18 protein-coding genes, 2 tRNA genes, 1 other RNA gene and 2 pseudogenes are annotated in these 24,974 nt (G+C 61.2%); 14 read left to right on the top strand and 9 right to left on the bottom strand.

Annotated elements, in window-relative coordinates; translation table 11 throughout:
* Complete coding sequence (locus tag AB1451_05740) at positions 1 to 456, bottom strand: DciA family protein (GenBank protein MEW6682408.1); 456 nt, start codon at positions 454 to 456, stop codon at positions 1 to 3.
* A 144-nt stretch (positions 457 to 600) separates the two neighbouring features.
* Here AB1451_05740 and smpB point away from each other — a divergent pair, with 144 nt between their 5' ends.
* A complete protein-coding gene (smpB, locus tag AB1451_05735; protein MEW6682407.1) occupies positions 601 to 1,074 on the top strand; it encodes an SsrA-binding protein SmpB in 474 nt (157 codons plus the stop codon).
* A 139-nt stretch (positions 1,075 to 1,213) separates the two neighbouring features.
* Positions 1,214 to 1,559: a transfer-messenger RNA gene (gene ssrA, locus AB1451_05730) on the top strand.
* 209 nt (positions 1,560 to 1,768) lie between these two features.
* On the opposite strand, the gene AB1451_05725 is transcribed toward ssrA, so the two are convergent.
* The 3 genes from AB1451_05725 to AB1451_05715 form a co-directional block, all read right to left on the bottom strand.
* Positions 1,769 to 4,492 carry a DEAD/DEAH box helicase gene (locus tag AB1451_05725; protein MEW6682406.1) on the bottom strand — a complete coding sequence of 908 codons (2,724 nt, stop codon included), beginning with the start codon at positions 4,490 to 4,492 and terminating at the stop codon, positions 1,769 to 1,771.
* 100 nt (positions 4,493 to 4,592) lie between these two features.
* Positions 4,593 to 4,982 (bottom strand): type II toxin-antitoxin system VapC family toxin, encoded by a 390-nt coding sequence (locus tag AB1451_05720; GenBank protein MEW6682405.1) that lies wholly within the window; start codon positions 4,980 to 4,982, stop codon positions 4,593 to 4,595.
* A gap of 8 nt (positions 4,983 to 4,990) precedes the next feature.
* Positions 4,991 to 5,251: a hypothetical protein gene (locus tag AB1451_05715; protein ID MEW6682404.1), complete on the bottom strand. Its 261-nt coding sequence runs from the start codon at positions 5,249 to 5,251 to the stop codon at positions 4,991 to 4,993.
* Between the two features lie 691 nt (positions 5,252 to 5,942).
* On the opposite strand from AB1451_05715, the gene AB1451_05710 reads away from it, so the two are divergent.
* The 10 genes and pseudogenes from AB1451_05710 to AB1451_05665 all read left to right on the top strand — a co-directional run bounded on the left by AB1451_05710 (position 5,943) and on the right by AB1451_05665 (position 18,004).
* Positions 5,943 to 7,361, top strand: coding sequence for an outer membrane protein transport protein (locus AB1451_05710; protein MEW6682403.1), 1,419 nt, complete (start codon positions 5,943 to 5,945; stop codon positions 7,359 to 7,361).
* Between the two features lie 254 nt (positions 7,362 to 7,615).
* A complete protein-coding gene (locus tag AB1451_05705; GenBank protein MEW6682402.1) occupies positions 7,616 to 8,899 on the top strand; it encodes an acyl-CoA dehydrogenase family protein in 1,284 nt (427 codons plus the stop codon).
* Between the two features lie 44 nt (positions 8,900 to 8,943).
* A pseudogene (locus AB1451_05700) lies at positions 8,944 to 9,906 on the top strand (ISL3 family transposase).
* A pseudogene (locus AB1451_05695) lies at positions 9,903 to 10,205 on the top strand (PilZ domain-containing protein). Before AB1451_05700 ends, AB1451_05695 begins: the two co-directional pseudogenes overlap by 4 nt.
* Positions 10,206 to 10,571: 366 nt before the next feature.
* Positions 10,572 to 12,803 (top strand): class I SAM-dependent methyltransferase, encoded by a 2,232-nt coding sequence (locus tag AB1451_05690; protein MEW6682401.1) that lies wholly within the window; start codon positions 10,572 to 10,574, stop codon positions 12,801 to 12,803.
* Positions 12,797 to 15,511 carry an ATP-binding protein gene (locus tag AB1451_05685; protein ID MEW6682400.1) on the top strand — a complete coding sequence of 905 codons (2,715 nt, stop codon included), beginning with the start codon at positions 12,797 to 12,799 and terminating at the stop codon, positions 15,509 to 15,511. The genes AB1451_05690 and AB1451_05685 overlap by 7 nt, the downstream gene beginning before the upstream one ends.
* Positions 15,512 to 15,532: 21 nt before the next feature.
* Positions 15,533 to 16,747: an ATP-binding protein gene (locus tag AB1451_05680; GenBank protein MEW6682399.1), complete on the top strand. Its 1,215-nt coding sequence runs from the start codon at positions 15,533 to 15,535 to the stop codon at positions 16,745 to 16,747.
* Between the two features lie 219 nt (positions 16,748 to 16,966).
* Entirely contained in the window at positions 16,967 to 17,689 is a 723-nt protein-coding gene (rph, locus tag AB1451_05675) for a ribonuclease PH (protein MEW6682398.1), read from the top strand.
* Between the two features lie 94 nt (positions 17,690 to 17,783).
* Positions 17,784 to 17,857, top strand: a tRNA-Pro gene (locus AB1451_05670).
* Between the two features lie 70 nt (positions 17,858 to 17,927).
* Positions 17,928 to 18,004 (top strand) — tRNA-Arg (locus tag AB1451_05665).
* Positions 18,005 to 18,028: 24 nt separating this feature from the next.
* On the opposite strand, the gene AB1451_05660 is transcribed toward AB1451_05665, so the two are convergent.
* Entirely contained in the window at positions 18,029 to 19,513 is a 1,485-nt protein-coding gene (locus AB1451_05660) for a diguanylate cyclase (GenBank protein ID MEW6682397.1), read from the bottom strand.
* A 182-nt stretch (positions 19,514 to 19,695) separates the two neighbouring features.
* Between AB1451_05660 and AB1451_05655 the strand changes: the two genes are divergently transcribed.
* Together AB1451_05655 and rimO are read left to right on the top strand one after the other, a co-directional pair.
* A complete protein-coding gene (locus AB1451_05655) occupies positions 19,696 to 20,772 on the top strand; it encodes a two-component regulator propeller domain-containing protein (GenBank protein ID MEW6682396.1) in 1,077 nt (358 codons plus the stop codon).
* Positions 20,773 to 22,230, top strand: a complete 1,458-nt coding sequence (gene rimO, locus AB1451_05650) for a 30S ribosomal protein S12 methylthiotransferase RimO (GenBank protein ID MEW6682395.1) — start codon at positions 20,773 to 20,775, stop codon at positions 22,228 to 22,230.
* Here rimO and AB1451_05645 read toward each other — a convergent pair.
* The 4 genes from AB1451_05645 to AB1451_05630 are packed head-to-tail and all read right to left on the bottom strand — an operon-like array spanning position 22,223 to position 24,955.
* Complete coding sequence (locus tag AB1451_05645; GenBank protein ID MEW6682394.1) at positions 22,223 to 23,293, bottom strand: AgmX/PglI C-terminal domain-containing protein; 1,071 nt, start codon at positions 23,291 to 23,293, stop codon at positions 22,223 to 22,225. The two genes, rimO and AB1451_05645, sit on opposite strands and share 8 nt — an antisense overlap.
* Positions 23,290 to 23,781 (bottom strand): biopolymer transporter ExbD, encoded by a 492-nt coding sequence (locus tag AB1451_05640; protein MEW6682393.1) that lies wholly within the window; start codon positions 23,779 to 23,781, stop codon positions 23,290 to 23,292. The genes AB1451_05645 and AB1451_05640 overlap by 4 nt, the downstream gene beginning before the upstream one ends.
* Positions 23,778 to 24,314: a biopolymer transporter ExbD gene (locus AB1451_05635; GenBank protein ID MEW6682392.1), complete on the bottom strand. Its 537-nt coding sequence runs from the start codon at positions 24,312 to 24,314 to the stop codon at positions 23,778 to 23,780. Before AB1451_05635 ends, AB1451_05640 begins: the two co-directional genes overlap by 4 nt.
* Positions 24,314 to 24,955 (bottom strand): MotA/TolQ/ExbB proton channel family protein, encoded by a 642-nt coding sequence (locus AB1451_05630; GenBank protein MEW6682391.1) that lies wholly within the window; start codon positions 24,953 to 24,955, stop codon positions 24,314 to 24,316. The genes AB1451_05635 and AB1451_05630 overlap by 1 nt, the downstream gene beginning before the upstream one ends.
* Positions 24,956 to 24,974: the final 19 nt, after the last annotated feature.

Below are 24,974 nucleotides of genomic sequence, written 5' to 3'. Positions count from 1 at the left end.
TCAGCGGCCCCGCCTCGGCTTCGCGGCGGCTCTGCGCAACAGCCGGGCCAGGCTCTCGCGGAGGTCGGCGTCGGGCAGCGCTGACACGGCCTGGTCCACCGCAGCCTCGTCTTCGGGAGTCAGGGGCGCGGCCGATAGAGGAGGAGCGGCGCCGGTGTCAGCAGGGGCCGAGACCTCCCCGATCACGAACCGCACGTCCCGTACCACGGCCTTCCCCACATGCGGGCCAAGCTTTGCCAACAAGAGCGGCTTGAGCAGCGTCAGTTGGTGGAGCCAGGTGGAGCTGTCCACCACGACCCATAACGTCTTGCCGCGCACCTCCTGCGGCGCTGCGTGAGCCGCGATTTGCGGCCCGACGATCCGAGGCCAGGCCGCGATCAACCGGTGCTCGTCCAGCTTGGCCGTGAGTCCGAACGAGGCGAAGAGCGAGGGGATGAGGGTTTCGGTAGGACGCACGCCGGTCTCCGACGCGGAATCCTACGGCTTTTCCGCGAACCGCGTCAATCCAAACGAAAACCATTGCGGTGTGAGCAACCCCCGTGCGCTTTGACCGCGGCGCTACGGCCGGCGGCAAAAAGCGTCAATGGTATAATCGGCGCGATGAAAACCCAGAGGGCCGAGCACATTGTCGCGAGCAACCGCCGTGCGTTTCACGACTACCATGTCCTGGAGACGTTCGAAGCCGGCATCGCATTGATGGGAACCGAGGTCAAGGCCCTCCGCGAGGGCAAGGCCAGTCTCCAGGACAGCTTCGCGCGCATTGAGAACGGCGAAGTGCTCTTGTACCACGCCCACATTCAACCCTATAGCCATGGGAACATCCAAAACCACGACCCTTTGCGCGTGCGTAAACTGCTGCTGCACCGGCAGGAAATTCAGCGCCTGCTGGGGAAAACACAAGAGCGCGGGTTGACGATCATCCCGCTGAAACTGTATTTTAATAAAGCCGGTCGCGCGAAGGTCGAGTTGGCGCTGGCCAAGGGCAAAACCGGCCCGGACAAGCGCGAGTCGATCAAACGCCGCGAAGCGGACCGCGAAATTCGGCGCGGCGTTCGTGAGCGACAGAGGAGTTAGCGAAAGGACGGCGTTTGGGCCGGAATCGGCCCAGATGCAAGGCGCAGCCGAGCACCGTACCGGAGCGTACTGGTTCGTACGTGAGGAACGGAGCGGAGGGCGCAACGCAGCAGATGGGCCGATTCCGGCCCAAACGAAGGGGGGCGAATAGGCTCGACGGAGATTCCGACGTTCTGAGTGGCGTGCCGAGGTCCCAGAGGGCTCGTAAAACAACTGGGAATGTCACAACTGCCAATCAAGAACTGGCACTCGCGGCTTAAGCCGCGCGTCGTTTCACCGTAGGCGGCCTGTCCTACGAAACGGCGCCGACAAACAGGCTGGCTGGTCCTCCCCGCTTGAGGGAGGCCCGGCGAGAGCGACTCAAGCTAGCGGTCGTCGCGCCCGCCCCGGGCATCGACGGTGGCGAATCTGAAACGGGGCTACGCACGTAGGCACTGAGAGCCGACGGTCTTCGGACGCGGGTGCAATTCCCGCCGCCTCCACCATTTTGTGAGACCGTTCGCAGAAGACGCGGTTCCGTGACGGCCGAGCAGCATGCTGCTCGGCCGTCACCGCGTTCGGCGAGCTCGGAAGCCATTGCGCCAGGGCTTTAACGTACGTGACCGGCACCCCGTTGGCGTGCGCCACCGCGTCCTGAGTGAGCAGGCGCGCGAAGTCCTTACGGAGTTTGGATCGTTTGATCACGGAGGGCGGTTTATTCCGCGTCCCCGGGCGAACTCGTCAGCAATTCGATCAGCTCCTCCCGCGTGAACGCCTTGAGCGTGGCCGCGTCCTCTTCCACGATCGAGTCCAGGAGTCGGGCTTTTTCGCGGATCATCCGGTCGATCTTGTCCTCTAATGTTCCTCGGGTGATCAGCTTGATCACCTGCACGCCCCGCGTCTGGCCGATGCGGTGCACGCGGTCAGTGGCCTGGTTTTCGCGCGCCGCGTTCCACCAGCGATCGTAATGAATGACGACCGAGGCCGCAGTGAGGTCGATGCCCAAGCCGCCGGCGAGCAAGCTCCCGACGAACACGCGGCACGCGGGCTCGGTCTGAAACCGACGTACCACGGCGCGGCGGTCGCGCGTGGCGCCACGCAGCTCAACGAAGTCGACGCGGTGCTTTGTGAGCCACGCCGAGATCAGATCGATCATGCCCAGATACTGCGTAAAGACCACGACCTTCGCGCCCCCATCCAGTGCCTCCTCCATGAGTTCGGCGAACAGGTCGAACTTGCCAGAAGGCATCGCGCGTCCCTTGGGTCCGTTGATGACCAGCGAGGGGTGATCGCAGAGCTGCTTGAGGCGCGAGAGCAGCGCGAAGACGTGGATATACGGGATCGGCTGCGAGCCCAGCCGGATGTCTTCGGCCAGGCGCTGGCCTTCACGCGCGACCAGCGCCCGGTAGATCGCGGTCTGGGCCGGCGAGAGGCGGCAGTGGTGGATGTCGTCCACCTTGGGCGGGAGTTCCTTGAGCACGTCGGCCTTGAGTCGGCGGAGCTTGAACGGGTGGATCGCGCGCTTGAGCACGGCCTCCTTACCCCGGTCGCTGTACTTGGCGATGGGCCGCTCGAACTCCTGGCGGAACGACCGGACGCTGCCCAGATAGCCCGGCAGCAAAAAGTCGAAGATCGACCACAGCTCGGCCAGCCGGTTCTCGATCGGCGTGCCGGTCAGCGCCAAACGGTGGCGCGCTGAGAGTGCTTTGGCGGCCTTGGCGGTTTGGGTCGAGGGGTTCTTGATTTTCTGCGCCTCGTCCAGGACTACGTAGTTCCACTCCAAGGACTTGAAGACCTCGATCTCGCGGGCCAGCAGGGTGTACGTGGTCAGCACCACGGGCGGCAGCGTGCCGGTCGCCAGAGCCCCGCGGGTAAACCCATGGTAGCGCTGTGGCGCCAAGGACGGCGCATACTCGCCGATCTTGTCTTCCCAGTGATCAAGCACCGAGGTAGGGCAGACCACGAGCGAAGGCCGCCCAGGGTCCTCCTGCGCGGCGGCGAGCAACAGGGCCATGGTCATGTGGGTTTTCCCCAGCCCCATTTCGTCCGCCAAGATGCCGTGGAATCCGTTGGTATGCAGAAACCACAGCCAGTCGTAGCCTGTTCGCTGATAGGGCCGCAGCGAGCCTTTGTAGCCTGGCGGGTCCGGTGCCGGGGCAGGGGGGTGGATGCGGTCGAGATCAGCTTCAAAGCGCCGAACCGCTGCGTCCCGTTGAACGTCAATTCCGGCCCATTCCGCCCGGCGGCGCAGATACCCCAGCCGCGGCAACGCGACGCGCCCTTGCTCTACGCGGCCGCCAACCGATTCCCAGGCAGGAGCCAGCTCCAGGGGCGGGGCGATCCAGTCGTGGCCGCGCCGCAGGCGCTGTTTGGATTCGGCGGCTGTCAACAATTCGCTCAGCGTAAAGCTGTGCCCGCCCACCTCGTACGTTGGATCGAGCCACAACCAGTCGCGGTCTCTGCCTTGCGCGGACACGGCCTTGAGTTCCGGCGGGGGGAGAAGGCGGCTGGCCGCGACGTCCGGTGCCGGGCGGTACCGAGGGTATTGGGCCAGGCGCGGCGCCTCCTCTTCCAAGAACCGGCGAATCGTATCGCCCTCCAGAACAGAGGGCGCTCCAGGTTCGAAGTAGGCGTCAAAGGCGTCAGGCACGACCTCATTGCGAAAGAACACGCCATCGGACCAGATCCACGTCGGGCTGACGCGGACCATGCGCGGCCCAGGCATCCGGCCGGTCCGAGACGGATGTCGGAAAGAAGGCGTTAGCACCAAGCGGCCCTCCGCGTCGTACGTGGCACGGAGTTCAGGAAGCAGCGATGTTCGCAGGAGCTTAGTATCGAGAGCCTGCGGCGAGAACTTGGCGCGCCCCCGCAACGTGGTCAGCGCCTCGGGCGTCAGGCTCACCGGGAGCGTAAGGACGGCATCCTCGTCGGTTCCAGGCGGTTGGAAGCGGAGCTCGACCTGCGGGGGACCGTCAGGATACTCGATCAGGTCCAGCCGAAGATCCACCCACGACACGGGATCGAGCAATGACGGCGCGGAGAACACATCCGGTTGGGCGGGAAATGACCACGGAGACCACGTCGGCGCCCATCCAGCTGTCCTCGGAGAGACACTGATGAGATGCCCAGCTGTCCTGCGCTCGCGGCGAGCGATCCATTCCAGCAAGACTGAGACCACGTGCTTGCAGATCTCGCCCGAGCCCTCGAAAAACGGGCACGTGCACTCCCACAGGAGCCCGGCAGGTCCGACCGGCGAGACCGAGACCGTGTAGGGCAGGGCCTCCGTCCCTTGCACGCGCGCCCAGAGCGTGCCGCTTGCCGTGGGCGTCAGCTGTACCACCGCGCCCCCGCGCTGGTACTCCACCCCACGGCGGAACACCACCGGAGCCGCCAAGGCCCGAACTTGCGGAAGAGTTACCGTGGCCAGGGAGGACGCCATGGCGCGGATCTTAGGGGATTCGGGCGGTCGGGCACAAGGGCCGCTTTGAGCGAGGGGACCACTCTTGCGGGATGAACACACACCCGCCATAGAGAGGGCGCTACTGGGGCGGAAAGTGATCCACGATGACCTGAGTCACTTTCTGAAAATGGGCGTCCGTGGTGACCACGCGCAGTCCGTGTTGCATCGCGCTCGCAGCAATCCAGAGGTCATTGGTCGGGATGGGGGTTCCTGCTTTCCACAACGAATTCAGAATGACGGCGTATCGCTCAGCCGTCTCTTGGTCCAAGTTCACGAGTGCGACGCGCGGCGATGCGAGAAACCGCTCCAGCTCCTTCTCGTTCCTTTTCTTGTGACCACCTCTCGAAAAGCCTGCGAGCAGTTCTCCCAGAATGATCGGACAGAAGCAGATCTCGTCGACCTGCTGGAGGACGCGGTGGATGTCGGCGTGACCTCTCATGAAGGCGGAGTAGGCCGACGTATCGAGCATCGCCCGCATCATTTCCACACATCGGGGTCGATCTCGCGCTGCTGCGCCAAGGCCTGCTCAAACCTGGCCGCCTCTTCGGTCGTCCAGGATCCCGCCAGGCTATCCAGATCGTGATACTCGGGCTTTTCGGGTTTCGGCCCCCGAACCCCCGTGCACTCCTCTAACAAACCCACGACGGTTTTGTTGATACTTTTCTTGTCCTGTTTGGCTTTTAGCTGGATGAGACGAGCAATTGGGGCCGGAAGGTTCCTTAACGTGATCGCCTTCATCGGTGACCTCGATGCGTCATATGTTTCATCATAATGATGCAATCATAGAGGCATTTCGTTCGGCTTGTCAATGTCGGGTGCCCCCGGCATATATGCGCAGCCGACAAGCGCGAGGCGATCAAACGCCGACCACTGCCAATCAAGAACTGGCACTCGCGGCTGAAGCCGCGCGTCGTTTCACCGTAGGCGGCCTGTCCTACGAAACGGCGCCGACAAACAGGCTGGCTGGTCCTCCCCGCTTGAGGGAGGCCCGCGAGAGCGACTCAAGCTAGCGGTCGTCGCGCCCGCCCCGGGCATCGGCGGTGGCGAATCTGAAACGGGGCTACGCACGTAGGCACTGAGAGCTGACGGTCTTCGGACGCGGGTGCAATTCCCGCCGCCCCCACCAAAATCTTGTCGTATAGATCTAAAGTCGTCCTTCGTTTGCGTTGACGGGTCGTTCCCCACAACAGCCGTCCCACGGTCTGCGCACACCTCCAGAACCGAGCCTTCGTATCCCCAGCCCTAATCCGTAGGTATTGGGTCTAGACCGCCACGGGTGTCGGTATGGGCACCGGTGTGCCTTTACCGCAGCTCGGGATATGCCACATCCGAATATTCTCTTGCGTCCGTTTAAAGAAGAGATATATACTTTAAAAATCCGGCGGACCCCAGTTGGCCAGGGAAGGTCTTCGGGGAGCGAGGGAGCGCGATGGCCTACAAAACGACGTGTACCGAAGCGTACGCACTCGGAAGGAATTGCCGTCGTTTTCTCGAATGTTTGGTTGGTCTTCGTGGTGGCTGGGCATTGTTGCGGAGCAGCCGATGCGTAGTAGCGCACGCTCTCGTGCTGACTTGCAGCGGAGCGTTCTTTACCCAGAGCGCACTTGGCGCCGGATTCGCGGTTACCGCACAGGGTGCTGCGGCGAGTGGGAAGGGAGGGGCGTTTACTGCACAGGCAGACGACCCCTCAGCGATCTACTACAACCCGGCAGGGATCTCCCAGCTCCGTACCTCGGAGGTGTTAGTGGGTACAACCGTGATCGTTCCTGACACCGAGTACAGCCCGCTTCAAACAGGCCAAGGCGCGGAAGAGGAGCCCCAAGCGTTTTTCCTGCCGCAATTGTACGTCACAGCGCCAATCGGTCACGACTTGACCGCAGGACTCGGCCTCTATACTCCGTTCGGAGTCGCAACGGATTGGCCCACGGATTGGGACGGCCGGTTTCAGATCACGTATGTTGGTGTCCAGGCCACGATGTTAACCCCGACGGTATCCTGGCAGATAAACCCGAAGGCCGCAGTGGCAGGGGGTGTGAACGTAGCTTATGTAAAGTTGACGGAGCGACGACAGATCAACTTGTCTCGAGTCGGAGAAGATGCGGGATTCGGGCCGGTGCCCGGAAATCCAGAGGGTGCTGTCGAAGTAGAGGGAGATGCGGTGGGCTTCGGCTACAACCTGGGAACTACTATTGCGCCCAACGACCGATGGCAAATTGGCCTCACGTACCGGAGCGAGGTGCGGGCTGATCTCAATGACCTTGAGGCCGACTTCACAATCCCATCTGGGCCTTTCACGCCGTTTTTCCCTGACGGTGAGGCAGAGACCACGATAACTTTGCCGCCATCGGTTCGGGCTGGCGTGCTCTTTCGACCTATACCACAGTGGAATATTGAGGGAGAGGCTATTTGGACCGGCTGGTCAACTATCGACCAGCTGGTCATTAGGTTTGACGAAGGGTTGCCACCTCCAGGCACTGATACGACGCTGCTGCTTTGGGACGATGCGATGGCCTATGGGGTAGGGACGCAGTACGAATGGTCGAACTTTGCTGTGCGAGGTGGCTACACGCTCGATTATTCTCCGATTCCAGACAATACGGTTAGCCCGATCTTGCCAGATGGGACGCGGCACTGGTTTTCGGCTGGTGCCGGGTATAAAGCATCGCGGTGGAGCGCTGACCTCGGTTACCACCTGATACTGTTCCAACGAGTAAAAGACAATCAGTATGGAAGCAACTTCAGTTCGGCAGGCTCCCCTCCAGCGATACCTGCGATCGACGCCCGAGCAAATGGGACGTACCGCACGGTCGTTCACTCGGTGGTGCTGAGTGTTCGGTTCAGTTTTTAAGAGGGATCGGTGATACCTGTGGCAGCTGTCTGCTGAGAGGATCTTGTGTGACGACAGGTTACTTCCAAGAGCGCCGTGCGGTTCCTAGACACCAACATGATCTAGCACGCCTGCCGCATCATATTGAGCTGAGCCTTCCATACGGCAGTCCACCTTCGGCTTCGTGGCCACTTCTTGACAGAAGCCCACTGGGTTTCTCGTTCCGAAGCCCTCTTGATCGGAGCTACTTTCTTCCCGGAACCCCTCTTCCCAAGGTGCAGATCGTTGAAGGCGAAAGGGTTGAGACGAGGGCTGCAATCGTCAGGCACGTATCACCAATTGCGGGACAGACACGGCACCTGAAGATTGGAGTCGAGTTCACGCAACCAGCAGCAGGCGTCGCGAAAGGGGTGAGCTTTGAGTTAAGCGCTGAGCAAGGGGCAATTCAAGCCGCTGCGCGTCGCTTTGCCGACGAATCGATTCGACCGGTCGCTGCCAACTACGATCGCTCAGGTGAGTATCCATGGGACGTAGTCCGCAAGGCATTTAGCGAAGGGTTCTTTACAGGATATATTCCGAAAGAGTACGGGGGGTCAGGATGGGGACTTTTCGAAACTGCGCTGATCACCGAAGAACTCGGTGCTGGGTGCATGGCCATGGGCACTTCCATCATGGTGAACCTCCTCGGCGTAGGCCCGCTCCTGCTCGCCGGAACAGATGAGCAGAAAGCGCGATTTCTTAAGCCGTATTGCGAACGGTTGAGCCTCTACTCGTTCTGTTTCACGGAACCGGATGCCGGATCGGATCCCAGCCGGATTGCGACACGTGCCGAGAAAAAAGGAGCCGTCTATGTCTTGAACGGCTCGAAGTGTTTTATTACGAACGGAGCGGTAGCCGATTATTACGTCATCTTCGCAACCCTCGATCCCAGCCTGGGCACCAAAGGAATTACAGCGTTCGTCGTTTCTGCACGATCGAAGGGCATCAGGTTGGGGAAGGCTCTAGACAAGATGGGACAGCGCGCGGCGAACGCCAACGAGATTTTCTTTGAGAACTTGGAAATCCCGGAAGACCAGCGGCTCGGTCAGGAGGGAGGCGGATACAAAGTCGCACTGTCTTCGATCGCGCGGTCTCGGATCAACGTTGCCGCCGGAGCGGTGGGTATCGCGCGCTCCGCGTGGGAACACGCGCTACGGCACGTACAGAAACGCATCCAATTCGATCAACCGTTGGCGGAGTTCCAGTATGTAAAATTTCGATTAGCTGACCTCGCGCGTGAGATTGATGCCGCACGCCTTTTGACTTGGCGTGCGGCGTGCGCTCATGACGCAGGTCGGTCATTCGCGAAGGCCTCCTCCATGGCCAAAGATTTCGCGGGCGATATGGTGATGAGGGTCACAAGCGAAGCGCTGGATCTTTTTGGCGGTTACGGCTATTCGAAGGACTTTCCGATGGAAAAACTGATGCGCGATGCCAAATTGATGCAGCTCTACGAGGGTCCATCGCCTATACATAAAATGATCGTGTACCGAGATCTCGCCAAAGACTACGGTTTTTGACCTGAATCCTATAAGCGGCTCGCCTCGATTGCGTAGAGCGGCTCGACTGGCTGGCGAAGAATCCGCGCTACACGCAGCGGTTCGCCCTGCACGTCGGCGCGCTCTGCCGCGAGATGACGAACACCGCGGTCGCTGAGCTGGAGCGGCTTCACGACAGCACGGTGAAGGCCCTGGACACCATCTACATGCAGCAACAGGTTGAGCAGGCCGGGCTCCCGGCGCCGCGGGCCATCGGCGTCGACGAGATCGCCATCCGCAAAGGCCACGACTACCGGGTGGTGGTGAGCGACCTCGAGCGCGGTCGGCCGATCTGGGTGGGCGGCCGGGGCCGCACTGAGGCGGACCTGGACGGCTTCTTCGCCGCGTTGGGCGCGAACAAGGTGGCGCGCATCGAGCTCGCCGCGATGGACATGTGGAAGCCCTTCCGGAACTCCTTGGCCAAGAATGCGCCGAATGCCCGAATCGTCTTTGATAAGTTCCACATCATGCGCCATCTCGGCGATGCGCTCGATGAGGTGCGGCGCCGCGAATATCGGCGGCTGGCCAACAAGGACCGCGCCTTCATCAAGGGGCAGCGCTACACGCTGCTCTCCCGCCGTGAGCACCTCTCCCACGACGGGCGGGCGAACCTGCGTAAGCTGCTCAAGGCCAACAAGCGGCTCAACACCGCCTACCTGCTCAAGGAGTCCTTCGGGCAACTCTGGAGCTACCAGACCCCGGGCTGGGCCCGCGCCTTCTTCGAGCGCTGGAAGGCGAGCTTGAAGTGGCAGCGGCTGAAGCCCTACGAACGGTTCGCGGCGATGATCGAGCGGCACTGGGAGGGGATCGTCTCCTATTGCCACCCCGAGAACAAGGTGAGCCTCGGCTTGGTCGAGGGGCTCAACAACAAGATCCGCGTCCTCCAGCGCCGGGCCTACGGCTACCGGGACGAGGAGTACCTGAAGCTCAAGATCGTGGCCGCGTTCCTTCATCCATTGCCTCGAAGTGCGGAAAAGAACCCACTATGATCCGCGAAGACCCTGAGAAGGCAAGTCTCGATCGCCGCGTGGCACAGAGAAAGCGGTGCTTACTCCCCATCACAGACTTAGTGGGAGCGGGCTGTCCTTCGGCTGATGTGCGGAATCTGAGTGCAGCGGGGCTATTCCTTTCAAACGAAACTCTGGACCCACGTGATGCGGTGATACGGGGACGGCTTACGCTTCCATCCGGACGCGTTTGCGTTGAGTTTACGGGCGAAGTAGTTCGCCGAGCGGGTCCTGCCCACGGTGAAGGAGCTGGCATTGGAGTCCGGTTTCGGGAGACGCAGAGTTCGAATCTTTCGGTCTGGACGGCGTATCTCTTAGACCAGCACGTTGCTGTTGCGGTGAAACAGATCCAGCGTCGATTAGCGGAAAAAGGGGGTGCCACTGAAACTAACTTGAAGCCGCTGAGGAACGCACACATCGTGGTCACGCTATTTCAGAGGGCGGCTAGAGAAAAAGCAGCAGTCGAGCTTTTATGGCGCGGTCGCGACCTCTCGCAGCCAGCGACTTTGACAGATAGGTTCGCTGGTGACCTGGTCCTGAATTTGGCGGCTCCGTCAGCGCGAACTGCGTGGAATCGATACGATCTTGTGTACGGGAGGATTCGTTCCGCCGCACAGTGGTTTTACTTCGAATCATATGTTGTGTCGATGCAGGGACAAGAGCTCAGGATTATCGAGCCGGAGGTAGTGCTGTTTGCGGAACGGCGGGTGGAGCCGCGTCGACTCCCAACACTCGATATGACTGGAGTGGTCGAGATCGGCAGCGATGCAGCGAATTTGATGCCAGTAAAGCGCCAGCTGCTGGAGGCGACCGACTCGGGTGCTTCGTTTGTCGTGGGCTCCGGGGCGGACGTGCCAAGTCCAGGTGACTTTCTACCCGCCCTCTTGGTTCGGACTGAGAAGGGCGTCAGTTCGGCCCAGCAAGCCAGTGTCGTCTATGCGAGTCCGTTCCGCTCAGGCGATTTTCGAGTCGGAGTTCAATTCCACATCGACAGATGCCAACTCAACGTGGACGTAATCGACCTTCAGGCTCGGCGCCCTCTCGTCCCCTTCACGGCACCACTCATTCGTAGCACAAGACGAGTCATGGAGACTATCAGTAAGCGCCTTCTGAAGCACACGGCCGTTGCCTCTGGAGCACATCCCGTCCGCTATCGAACCGAACGTGGCAACGAAATCGCCGCATATGTGAACGCCACCGGACCATGGCCCCCCCCGCAAGGCGTGCTCCACGAAGCTCCGGTGGTGATTATTCCTCCCGCGTTTGCTCGAAGAAAGGAAACAACCGGGCTCCTGGCGCGGACGCTCATCGAAACCTTTCGGCACCAGGGACGGGACCTTGTGGTAATTAGGTTTGACGGGATCAGTAGCGTCGGGGAAAGCACCAATCTAGCAGACCCAGGCTACTGTGGGGAGATGGGATGTTACACCTTATCTCAACTTGCTGACGATATTCGGGAAACCGTTCGCTACGCAACTTCGACGCCGTTCTTCTCCCCCCAGACCATAACGCTTGTCACCTTTAGTATGGCCTCGATTGCCGCGCGCCGCTTCCTCGCGGAGTCAGAGAACTCGACTATACGTCAGTGGATCAGTTGCATGGGAGCATCAGATTCTGACGACCTCATGAGAAACTCTACAGGAGGGATCGACTACCTGGTGGATTTTGAAAACGGAGAACATCTCGGAGTGAAGGAAGTGCTTGGTCAATTGGTAGACCTTGACCGATTCTGCCGCGACGTTATTCTAAACCGCATGGCGTATCTCCAAGACGCCCGCCGAGATCTGGCAAGAATAGCGACTCCTGTTACCTGGATCTATGGGAAATATGACTATTGGATCAATAGGCGCCGTGTGCTTGACATAATGAGCATACGAACCAGTGCTCGGCGGCACGTATATGAGGTGCCGTGCGGGCATATTGTAAGAAGCGGCGAGGATGCGCTGGACGTATTCGGGTTGATCACCAGTCTGATCTGGACTGACCACTATGGCACGCAGATTACTCCACGGATTCCATCCGAAAGCGAGCGTCTGGAGTTCGAACGCTCCGAGTGGGGACGGGTGCAACAGCCGCACCTCGATTTGAGGCGGTATTGGCGGTCTTACTTGCTAGGCTCCAAACCCGGCGAAATTGGATTCGACATCATAACATTGACCGATGAGTACCTTGGGCTAATGGATCGCCAGATTGAACTGCTCGATATCAGCCCGACGGACTTGGTGGTGGATCTTGGAGGCGGTACCGGGAACTTTGGGCTCCGGTACCTTGAACGGAGCAGCGAGCGGGGGCAAAGGGCGATTGAAGGCCCCAGGATTGTTTTGATCGATTTTGTGCGCCGAGCGCTTGATGCCGCGCGGAATAAACATCTACGGAATACGAGTGTGGCGTCCGAAGCGACATTTTCGTATGTGGAAGCGAATCTCGATCTAGGGGTCTATAGTGACCGCATTCCCTTTAAATCAGGAAGCGTTTCAAAGATTCTCGCGAGCCTATTCCTCTCGTATGTCCACGAACCAGAACTGGTATTGAGGGAATGCGCACGGCTCCTCCGCCCCGGTGGTTTGTTGGTGGCTTCGACGCTCTTGCCAGACACGGATATGTCACTGCCAGTCCATCGACTCGTCGAAAAGATTAAAGCAGGAAGCTATCTTCCTTACTTTACCGAACTGGATCGGGATACGATACTGATCGCTCTGCAATCTTACATCAATTCGGCAGCCCGGCTAACTGATCTCGAAGAGCAACGGTTGTTCCGCTTTTTCAGCGAATCCGAATTAAGGACATTCGTAGAGGAGGCCGGGTTTTTAGTCGTCGACCTCTGTCCGACCTTTGGAGATCCTCCACAAGGGGTAATTATTGTCGGGCGCCGATGTTAGCATCGGACTCTCGCGAGCCGGAGGGTGACCGTATTCTCAGCGGGTCGTTCGAGTCGGAGACCCACGCCATTAGCCTTTCGCGAATCAAGATCATTTGTGCACTAGCCATTCCTTTCTTCCCGGCCTTTGCGATACTCGACTCGGTTGTAGCTCCAGAGCATTTCGGTTTGTTCCTAGCCCTTCGTCTTGTGAGTGCTTCGATCAATCTGGCTGTACTTCTCCTTTGCTACACCTCTGTCGCCGACCGGGCAATGTACGCGTTGGGAGCCGCGAGTATTCTGCCGATGAGCCTCATAATCGAGGCCATGGTCGTGATGACAGGGGGGTATACGAGTACGTACTATGCGGGACTAAATCTGATGTTTTTGGCGTTCAGTCTGCTTATGCCTTGGAGCATTGGGAGAACCGCATTAGTCTATGCGGTGATCTATAGCGCGTATTTCGTTCCTTTGGCGTTGTTCGAGAGCGTGAAAAATCTGCCCCTCTTTCTGAACAACACATTCTTTCTTACGATGACGATGATCATCGCATTGACGGCCAGCTTTTTCTCGCATCGTCTCAGGTACCGAGAATTCTTGGGACGCCATGAACTAACGCGGAGCAATGAGACGCTCGAGAAGACGCGAAGTCAACTGGCAACTGCAGTTGACGAACTCAAACAACTCGATGCGGCCAAGACACAATTTTTCGCAACGGTTAGTCACGAGTTAAGAACGCCTCTTACGCTAATTCTCGCGCCATTGGAGTCATTGCTTAAGGGAGAGGCAGGTCCGATATCTGATGGAGTGAAGCGCCACGCGACGGTGATGCATCAAAACGGGCTAAGGTTGCTTAAGCAGATCAACAACCTGCTCGATTTAACCAAGTTAGACGCTGGGCGCATGAGACTTGAGTTCCGGCAGGGAAACCTGGAGACGTTTTTCCGGGGGCTTGTGGCCTCGGTCGCGCCGATGGCGGAGAAAAAGCGCATTGAGCTTGCAGGTCGTGGCGAATCACCATTGCCTCCCCGCGTCTACTTTGATCGAGATCGTCTGGAGAAGGTCGTGTTGAATTTGATGTTTAACGCAATCAAGTTCACCGACTCCGGTGGTCGGGTCACCCTGTCGTGGGGCCGGTCGGCTGATGGACAGTTGCGAGTTCAGGTCACGGACACTGGCATCGGCATTGCGGAAAAAGACCTGCCTAAGCTCTTCAAAAGGTTTTCCCAGGTGGATTCTGCTACCAACCGCCGTTACGAGGGCACAGGTATTGGTCTGGCTCTTGCCAAAGAGATCGTGGAGTTGCATGGCGGACGGATCCAGGTTGAAAGCGAACCCACGCGGGGGTCAACGTTCACGTTCACAGTCCCGTTACTCCTGGAAGGTCCGAACAATGCAACCGACAAGGAGAAGGCTTCTCAGCCCGAGGGCGACGATGTCGGGTCAGCCGACTGGACGCAAACGCTGCGTGTAGCCGCCGACCGCCAAGGGGTCGGTATACCCACGGAACCCACTGTTATGGCGGAAACCAGTCTCTCCCCAGCGAACGGTCGGCAGCTCCTCGTCGTGGAGGACAACCCCGATATGCGGGAATTTATCGCATTCGAGCTGCAGGGGGAATACCGCGTACTCAAGGCCGCCAATGGAATCGAGGGGGTGCGGGTTGCGGCAGAGCAGCTTCCGGATGTGATCGTTTCCGACGTCATGATGCCGGAAATGGATGGCTATCAGCTCTGCCGAGAAATCCGCAAAGACCCTCGTACCATGCACATCCCGATCATCCTGCTCACGGCGCGCGCCGACATGGCGATGAAGATCGAAGGCTTGGAGCACGGGGCCGACGACTATTTGACCAAGCCGTTTAACGCCCAGGAGTTGCGCGCCAAGATCAAATCGCTCTTAGAGCTTCGGCGGTTGGAAAGAGAAATCCAGCAGCGCAACGAAGCATTGGAAGCTGCGCTCGAGGAGTTGAAGGCCACGCAGGCGCAGCTGGTGCAATCCGAGAAAATGGCGGGCCTGGGGATGTTGGTCGCTGGAATGGCGCATGAGATGAATAACCCGATCAACTTCGCCAAAAACAGCCTGAGTGTGCTCCAAACCGCGTGGGACGAGCTGAAGCCGCTGCTGGTGCGAGAGCATGCCGAGGCGGAGGCGGTTGAGGCGGTGGAAGATGTGGATGCGTCGTTGGGCATCGTCAAAAACGGTGTGTCGCGCACGGAGCAAATCATCGGGCAACTCAAAACGTTTGTTCGTAAAGATCAGAATCAAAAGGTCGCGGTTTCGGTTCGGGATGGACTGGAGTCGACGCTTGGGCTCGTCCGTCCGACGATGGGTAAACAGATCGTCCTGCACACGGACATGCAGTCCAGCGCCCCGGTTTTGGCAGTTCCTGGTAAACTCAACCAAGTGTGGATGAACCTGCTGCAGAATGCGGTCCAGGCCGTGGGCCCATCCGGGGAGATCTGGGTGGAGTCTCGCGACCACGAACATATGGTGACCGTGACCGTGCGCGATTCCGGGCCGGGGATCAAGCCCGAACATATGCCGCGGTTGTTCGAGCCGTTTTTCACGACCAAGCCGGTCGGCCAGGGCACCGGGCTCGGCTTGTCCGTGAGCTATCAAATCGTCCAGGACGTTGGAGGACGGATCGACGTGAAAAGCGAGCCCGGCCACGGCGCGGAGTTTACCGTCGTGTTGCCGTTGGCGCAGGTGTTGTCGCAGGCCGCGTAGAGCTGGAGTCGGGAGTCCGCAATGTTTGAGGATTTGGACTACAAGGCGTACCCGATTTTGTACGTGGATGACGAGCCGTATGCGTTGGAAACGCTGCGTCGGCAGTTCAAGCGGGAGTTCACGATTCTCTCGGCGGCAAGTGCAGCGGAAGGGCTTGATATCCTCGGCACGCGCGACGTGGCGCTGGTCCTGTCCGATCAACGCATGCCGGACATGGTGGGCACGCAATTTCTCGCCCGGGTGCGGGCAGCCTATCCCGAGACGGTGCGCATGTTGTTGACGGCGTATTCCGACCTCGAGAGCGTGGTGGACGCGATCAACTTGGGCAACGTCTGTCGCTACCTCACCAAACCCTACGACGAGCGCGAAGTGCGCATGGCGTTTCGGGAAGGGATCGAGCGCTATGTGCTGGTCAAAGAACGCGACCGACTCTACGCGGAAAAGATCGAGACCATGAAACGGATGGCTCGCGCCAACCGCCTGAGCGCCGTCGGCACGCTTGCGGCTGGCCTGGCTCACGAGATCAACAATCCCCTGGTGCCGATTTCGACGTTTCTGCAAATGCTGCCGTCCAAGCGGAAGGACGCGCAAGCCGATGAGGAATACTGGGGCACGTTGTATCGGGTGACGGTCAATGAGGTCGAGCGCATCCGGGGGTTGATCCGGCAACTGCTCTCTTACGCCAAGTTTACCGGCGAGTCGGAGCTCAAGATCGAAGCAGGAGACCTCAACGCGCTGCTCGCCCAAATGGCGACGTTTTTGGAGCCCCAGGCCCGGTCACTTGGGGTATCGGTTGACGTGAAGGGGGATCCGTCTTTGCAGCCGGTGCGTATGGACTCGGAACGAATGAAGCAGGTGTTCTTAAATCTGATGCTCAACGGGATCCAGGCGATGCCCTCGGGTGGAACCCTGACCGTCAGCACCCGTGCCGTGACTGTTCGCGGGGTTCCGCATGCAACGGTTCGCGTCACGGACACCGGGGTAGGCATTCCGCCTGAAAATATTGAAAAGCTGTTCACCCCGTTCTTCACGACCAAAGGCCACGAAGGCAGCGGGTTAGGACTCCTGGCCTGCCACCAGGTGATCGAAGAACACCGGGGCACGATTTCGGTGGAGTCTGAACTCGGGCGTCAGACCACGTTTATCGTCTCCATCCCGCTTGATCCGGTCAGCTACGACCGCCGGCAAGCGAATCGGCGGCGGGACGACGACTTTCCCATACCAGCCGCGGCCTGATCAGCAGGCCGGTTGCCGCAGCGCTCATGGCATGGCGCGCCACCCGTAGGGGCGCCGACGGCGTCAATTTTCAAGCGCGCCTTTGGCGCGCTCCGGGTTTGCTCTTTCGCCCCACCTTTCCTATAATGGCCCCCACTTTGCTGCGCCACGTGTGAGGTGGCCTGCGGCCCATGGGATGGCGCGCCCCCTTGTGGCGCGCTGTACGTTTTGGGGACCCTTGTGCGGCCCGACGGACGAACGCCCAAACAACTTCGCCCGGTCATCATCACGCCGGGCTTCATCAAACCGGCCGAAGGTTCGGCGCTCATCGAAATGGGTGAGACCAAGGTGGTCTGTACCGCCACCATCGAGGACCGCGTGCCCCCGTTCCTCAAGGGCAAAGGCGCCGGATGGGTGTCGGCCGAATACGCCATGCTCCCTCGCGCCACCGCGGAGCGTACCCAGCGGGAGCGGACCAAAATCGGGGGCAGGACCCAGGAAATCCAGCGGTTGGTGGGGCGATCGCTGCGCGCGGTCATGGACTTTGCCGCCATGGGGGAGCGGACGATCTGGATTGACTGCGACGTGATCCAGGCCGACGGCGGGACGCGGACGGCGTCTATTACGGGTGCGTTCGTCGCACTGGTGGCGGCGTGCCGCAAAGGCATGGCGGGCGGATTGTTTTCGAGGATGCCGGTTAAGGAATACGTCGCGGCGGTGAGCGTCGGGGTGGTCGGCGGACGGCAGGTGCTGGACTTGACCTACGTCGAAGATTCCCAGGCCGACGTGGACATGAACGTGGTCATGACGGGTTCGGGTGGGTTCATCGAGGTGCAGGGAACCGCGGAACGCACGCCGTTTTCAGCCGCCGATTTGGTGGACCTCACGCAGTTAGCAGCGACCGGCATCAAGAGACTGGCGGCGTACCAGAAAGCCGCGCTCGGTCCAGCGCTCGCATTGTAGGGCCCTGAGCGAAGGCTCTGTCTCGACGCCTTGGCGCACGTTCGTGGTATGCTGATATCCGTATCGATGCCGGACTCGGCGGGAAGGAATTCAACGGGGCGTAGCGCAGCCTGGTAGCGCACCTGCCTTGGGCGCAGGGGGTCGCTGGTTCAAATCCAGTCGCCCCGATTGCTTAGAGACGACGGGGTGACGGGGCCTTCACCGCTCACCCCCCTCTCCCCTCGTCTTTCACCCATGCGCGCCTGTAGCTCAGTCGGATAGAGCAACAGCCTTCTAAGCTGTGGGTCGCTGGTTCGATTCCAGCCAGGCGCGCCAGCTTGTGAGGGTTGAGGCGGGGTGCTACGCCGCCGGGCGGGTCACGCGGTGGTCGGGACGGGCGACCAGCGTTTGCGGCTCGGCGAGCAGGAAGCCCTGAACCGGGCCGATGCCAAGATCGCGCACGACCTGCAGTTCCTCGGGAGTCTCGATGCCCTCCGCGATAATGCCTTCCTTCGAGTAATTGCGCAGCGCCACCACCAGATCGCGCAGAAACGTCAGAAACTGCCGAGAAGCGCGTGCCTGCACGATCGTGGAACGGTCCATTTTGATGTAGTCCGGGATCAGGCGCGCGATGAACGGGAGCGAGATGAACCCGGCTCCGAAATCGTCGATGGCGAACTTGTAGCCCTGGGCCCGCCACACGCTGGTGGTCTGGAGGTGGCGCTCCACGTCGCGAACGGCCTCGGCCTCGGAAATTTCCAGAATCACCTCGATCCCCGCCGGTTTGGGTACGACCTCGAGGAGATCCAGGACCGCGAAGTCTACGTTGAGAAACACGCGGTTGAGCCCGGCCGCGGCTGCGGCGTTGAGTTGGAGGCGAAAGCAGAGGCACTTGAGTTCATTGAGCTGCCCCACGGCCTGATACCGCCGGAAGAGCTCGCCGATACTCAGTTTCCCTTGGGGATCGCGGCTGAGAGCCTCGTGTCCCAATACCTTGTTGGTGGTCCGATCCACCACCGCTTGGAATACGACCTGCACCGCCTGATCGTCCAATCGATACTCTTCCTCTCCGATATGCACCTTGTCCCCGCCGCGCTTCGCGATGTACAGGGCGCGGTCCGCGAGCCGGATCAGCGCGTCGACGGTTTGGGCGTGCTCGGGATACAAAGCCGCCCCGACGCTGACGTCCAACATCACGTGGCGGCGGTCTCCCACGGCCTTGACGCCTTTGCGGATACGATCCGCAGCCGTGAGCACGCCGTCTCGAGTGGTCCGGGCCAACACCACCAGGATCTCGTCCCCACCCCAGCGAAAGACGAGGTCCGAGCCCCTGGTGGCTTCGAGCACCGCCTTGCTGACCTCTTTGAGCACCTCGTCCCCGGCGTGATGACCGTGGCTGTCGTTGACGGCCTTGAAATGGTCGAGATCGCAGAGCAAGATGCCGAACTCGCCGCGGTTTCGCTCGGCACGCGCCAGTTCTTCGCCGAGGCGGTCGCCCACGTATTGCCGGTTGAGCAAGCCGGTCAACGCGTCGCGCATGGCTTGTTTTTCAAAGAGGCGCCGCATGCGCCCGAACGTCACGCGCGTGTGAAGAATGTAGGCGCAAAACAGCGCCATCAGCACCACAAGCCCGGGCAAACCCCGATAGACCATCAGGTGGAAAAGGCCCGAGCTCTCGGGTTCGTGTTCGAGCAGGATGTATGAAGTGAGCACGATCACCCCGACGAAGACGAGAAGCAGGATGAGCGTCAGTACCCACAGGTGCCATTCCCTGCGTTCGATCTGCCGCAAATCGTGTTCAATGGGCACGTCAATGGTAGGGAGCGGACCGGTTCGGAGGCGCATAAGCGTCCCTAGGATAGCTGGAGGCCGGGGCAGGTCAAGTTGTGAACGGTGAGGCGGTCTCGGCGCGCTCCGTCTTGCTCTGCGCCGCGGGGCTATGGTAACGTGGGTTGGCACGCGAGTACACCTTGCATGGATACCTGGCCCCTCCTCTCGGAGCATCACATCGAACTATTGCGTCTGTCGTGACGGCTCCGCGCAGAGTCCTAGGGGCGCTGCTCATCGCCCTGTTCGCTCTCTCGTGTACGCCCCGGTCGTCTGAGAATTACCGCGTGGTGGAAAGTTTTGAAACCGACGAGCACGCGTTTGTGCGCGCATTGGCGATCGACGGCCCGTTTTTGTGGGTCGCGTCGTCGGAGGGCGTGTTAAAGATCGATCGAGCGGCCGGGCGGAAGGTCGGCCATTTTACGACCCAGCACGGCCTGCTGGTGAACTATGCCTTCACCGTGTCCGTTGACCAGCACGGCGTGACCTGGTTCGGGACCAATAGCGGGGGCCTGGCGCGGGTGGACGGCGATCGGACCAAGACGTTTCACGTCAACGACGGACTCGCGGACCCGTGGGTTTACGACATCGCGTATCAGCGCGATGGCACGATGTGGATCGGGACGTGGAACGGCGTCAGCCGATACGACGGACGCGGATTCACGTCGTACCGCGTCGAGGACGGGTTGGTCAACCGCTGGGTGTACGCCGTTGCGGTGGATCGTGACGATTCGGTGTGGTTCGGAACCGAGGGCGGGGTGAGCCGGTTCGACGGCGCCACCTGGACGAGCTGGACCCATCGCGACGGACTGGGCGCGCCGAACACGCAGCGCTTGGATCCGAGCGACAATACCGGCTTCGGGTCGTTGACGGGCGGCACGACGCACCGACACGATCTGACCGCGCTGGACCCTGAGGGGCGCGAGACGTACAACGAGAACTACGTGTTCTCCCTGCTGGTCGATCCGCGGGGCGTGAAGTGGATCGGCACCTGGGGCGGCGGGGTCGCCCGCTTCGATGGCACCACCTGGACCAACTACACCACCGAGGACGGGCTCGCTGGGAACGTGGTCTACGCCATTGCCCAAGACCCTACGGGCCGTCTGTGGTTCGGGACCAACCACGGTCTGTCGACCTACGATGGACGAACCTGGACGACGGTGCCGGCAGATCACCGTTACGTCCAAGGCGATGTGTACGCCGTGGCGGTCGACCCTGATCGCTCGGTATGGATGGGCTACAAAGGGGGCGTGGCGCGCGTGAGGCGCGCGAAATAGATGCCAGCACGCGGGACCGGATCATTGCGTCACCGTCGTTCCAGGATCGGGCGGTCGGATCGTGGGCCCACGAGCGACCGTCGGACGGTCGCTCTGGTCACCCTGGGCTGTCCCAAAAACCAAGTCGACTCGGAGGTGATGTTGGGGCAGCTCGCCGAGGCGGGGTTGCGCGTGGTCAGCGATGAACGACGCGCCGACGTCGTGATCGTCAACACCTGCGGGTTCATCGATGCTGCCAGGGAAGAGTCCATCAACACGATCATCGAGCTGGGCGAACTCAAGAAGTCCGGGCGGTGCCGCACCCTCATCGCCACCGGGTGTCTCACGCAGCGCTATCAAGGGGAACTCATTCGGGAATTGCCGGAACTCGATGCGATTGTCGGGACCGGGGACTTCCCCCAGATTGCCGAGATCGTCCGGTCGCGGCTGGGAACCGCCAAGGCCGCCGCGCGCTCGTGGTTCGAACACCCCACGTTCCTCTACGACGCGACGACGCTGCGGCGGCGGCTGGGTCCACGGCACTGGGCGTACGTCAAGATCTCCGAAGGCTGCGACAAGCGGTGCGCGTTCTGTGCGATTCCCAGCTTTCGCGGCGATCTTGCCAGCCGGACCATCGGCTCGGTGGTCGCTGAGGCCCAACACCTGGCGGCCGAGGGTGTTCGCGAGATCAATTTGATCGCCCAGGACCTTCCAGCATTCGGGATGGACCACGGGCGCAAGGGCGACCTCATCGCCTTGGTCCGTGAATTGGGCAAGATCGACGACCTGCAATGGATCCGCCTCATGTACCTGTACCCGCATAAGTTGCCGGCGGGCCTGGTCGACCTGTTCGTTGAGGAACCGAAACTCGTGCCCTACGTGGAAATGCCGGTCCAGCACATCGACGATCGTATTCTTCGCAGCATGAACCGCGGTGGGGGCAGCGCCGAGATCCGTCGCACACTGGACGTGTTCCGGGACCGGGTTCCCAATGTGGCGATCCGCACGTCCTTCATCGTGGGGTTTCCAGGGGAAACCGAGCGTGAGTTCGACCGCCTCGCAGCGTTTGTGGAAGAACAGCGGTTCGACCGGATCGCGGTCTTCACCTATTCGAAGGAGGAAGGAACCGCTGCGGCCAAGCTGGGCGATCCGGTGTCAGCCGAGATCAAAGCCGAGCGGCGTCAGCGGCTCCTTGATCTGCAGCTGGGGATCTCGCAGGCCCGGGGTGACGCCACGGTCGGGCTCCGCCGCACAGCGATGATCGAAGGGCCCGCGCAAGACGATCAGTTCGCGCTGGAAGCCCGCCTCGCCACGCAGGCGCCTGAAATCGACGGCGTGGTGTATCTGGAGGAGATGGCCGGCGAGCCGGGAGATTTTGTCGAGGTGGAAATCACCGAGGCCCTGGGATACGACCTGGTTGCCCGGCCGATCGTGCCGTCAAGGCACCTCCCCGTCATCGGGGCGCGCGGGTCTAGCTAAAGCGCGTAAAGTCGATCGTGTAGGTCGCGTCGATGACTTCTCCGATGCCTTGGGTGAGGGGCGGGAACTTGAGGAGGCAGATCCGCTTCAGGACCGTCTCTTCCAACGGCGGATAGCCGAGGCGGCTTTCGCGGACCTGGCAGTCGACCACATCGCCCTCAGGGGTAATGGTAAAGCGCACGCTCAAAAAGTCCCCCAGCCCGGGGTGATCCTTGAGCGCGGCGTGGTATTTGAGTTTCAGCCATGGGTCCAGGGTCTTGAGCATCTTGTAGATCGATTCGTCGCTCCGCTTGGCCAGTAATTCTTCCTCTACACTGAGTGCGCTGCTCACCCGAGCAGTGGCTTTTCCCGCGAGCACCACGGCCTCACCGGTCCCGTCTCCTTTCAGCCCGGCGACGATCTCGTCCACGCTCAAGCGACTGCCTCCAGACCCGGGTCCCACCCCTTGACCAGTTCCTTGGCCCAACCCCGCTCCTGAACCAGCCGACCCGCTCGGCGGCAACGCCGGGTTGCTGAGCACGGCCACGTCCCCTAAAACGCGGTCCAGCGCAGGCCCTTGGCCCACGCCTCCTCCCCCGCCCGCGTCCGCCAGCGCTTTGAGGAGACCACTCTGCTTGGCGACGGCGCGGGCTTGCTCGCGGCGCGCCGCGGTTTCGGCTTCCAGGCGCAACCGGGCCTCCTCGAGCGCGGCGGCGGCGCGTGCCTGCAGCTCCTCCTCGGACAACGGAACAGGCTCGGGAGGAGGCGGTACCTCGCGGGCCGGAGCAGGCTTGGCCTCGGTCTTGGCCTTGCTCGGAGCTTTTTGAGGAGTGGCTTTGGCGGGCGCTGGGGACGTTGCCACGGGTTCGGGCGGCTTGAGCGCGACCGGGGGGGGCGGAGGCGCCTCCATAATGAGCTTGGCGATCCGAGGAGGCAGGCTGGCCACATCGGTTGATGACCGCGTCGGCGTGGGCACGAAGGACAGACCCCAGACCGCAAGGCCGTACGCGAGCGTGCACGCGCCGAGAACCAGGAGAAACTCTCGGTCCTCTGGCTCGACTCCGGCCAGCCACCGGCTCCTCACCCGCTTCTCCCTTTCTGGTACACCGCCAACGCGATGTCGCCGAACTCGCTGAGCGAGGCGGTGTACATGACTCGCTCAAGTGTGGCGAACGGGGTGTTCTTGTCCCCGAGGATCGTGACCCGACCCTGAAACGAATGCGACGGGTTACTTCCCGCGATGAGTCGCGCCTTGTCCACGCGAGCCTTGAGGGCCTGCCCGAGTTCCGGAATATAGGGAGCATCCCCGGCGGTGAGCTCGACGAGCGCCCCCACCCGTTCGTCGTCGACGAACAGGGTGTCTTCAGAGATCGTGATCGTGATCGTGGGCTGCGGAGTCAGACTCGAGGTGGATGCGGGCAGCTCCAGGTTTTGCGCCGCGGCTGTCAGCGTCCCCTCCGCGGAGTAGCTTTTGAGCAGGAAGACCAACAGCACGGTGAACACGTCGACCATGGCGGTCAGGTTGAGTCTCGGAGGTTCGAGATGACGGCGCACGCCAGGTTCGTGTTTCACGGCGTGCTCTGCACCGGCGCCGCGCCTGCGCCGCCTACCCGCCCCAGGGCGATGTTCGGGAACAGCGGTTGGACCGCCGCGTGATCGTCTTCGCGCGAGACCCATTCCCGCGCCGCATCCATGGTCTGGACGATCGTTTCGTACGAGGTCTCGGCTTCGCTCAGAATCACGATATCCTGTTGGGTCGGGATCGACTGTTTGATGGCGACCAGGAGCTCGGTGAGCTTGCGCGTGTTGTAGCGGCCGTCCTCATCGAACGGAACCGCGGCGATGACCTGCGGTCCGTCGCTCAACACGTATCCGTCGCGCAGGATCGAGACCACGGGCTTCGCGACGCTGTCGGGAGCGGTCTGGTTCGGCGCGGGCGCCGCCGCGGGCGGAGGCAGGTACAGGTTGAGGATCGACGTCTGCGAAAAGACGGCGGACAGCAACAGAAACGGAATGAGAATGATCATCAAATTCCACAGCGCCACGATGTGAATCGCTTCGTCTGCGACCGGACGGCGCCGGCGGGTGGCGAGCCGTGGGACCATCAGCGTCCCGCCCGGTCGCTCAACCGATTGGCCAGGCGAAGGGAGAACTCGTCGATCTCGTCTCCGAGCCGCGCGGCGCGTGACTGCATGAAGGAGTAGGCGAGCATCAGCAGGATGGCGACCATCAAGCCGAACGCGGTGTTGTTGAGCGCGAGGGAAATTCCGTTGGCGAGCAACGCGGCTTTTTGAGCCGGATCAGCGAGCGAGACGGCCGTGAACGCCGTGATCAACCCCACGACCGTGCCCAGCAAGCCGATCAGCGTCGCGACATTGGAGAGCGTGTACAGATAGTGAATGCGCTTTTCGAGCTGGGGCAGGACCTCGCGGATGGTCTCCTCGAGGTGCCGGTCGACGCTCTCGCGGCCTTCTCCTCGCTGGGCCGCTGCCAGGCCAGCGGCCAAGACACGCGCGAGCGGGGCTGACACGGCTTGGGCGCGTTGCAGCGCGTCCGCGAGCTTATCGTGCGCGATCAAGGCGTCGAGGTCCTGCCACAACGCCCGCGCGTTGACGCGTCCCCGGATCAGCAACGCCAGCGCGCGCTCCACCACGATCGCGGTCCCGAGCACCAGAACGGACAGAATGCCGTACATGAAGATTCCGCCGGCTTTGAAGTTGGCGACCAGAAACTGAACGATTTCCATCAAGACTCCTTTGTGGGAC

Source organism: Nitrospirota bacterium (genome assembly GCA_040757335.1).
Taxonomy (GTDB): Bacteria; Nitrospirota; Nitrospiria; order 2-01-FULL-66-17; family 2-01-FULL-66-17; genus JBFLXB01.
The sequence above is the reverse complement of the archived record's forward strand: the minus strand, read 5'-3'. Positions and strand labels throughout refer to the sequence as shown.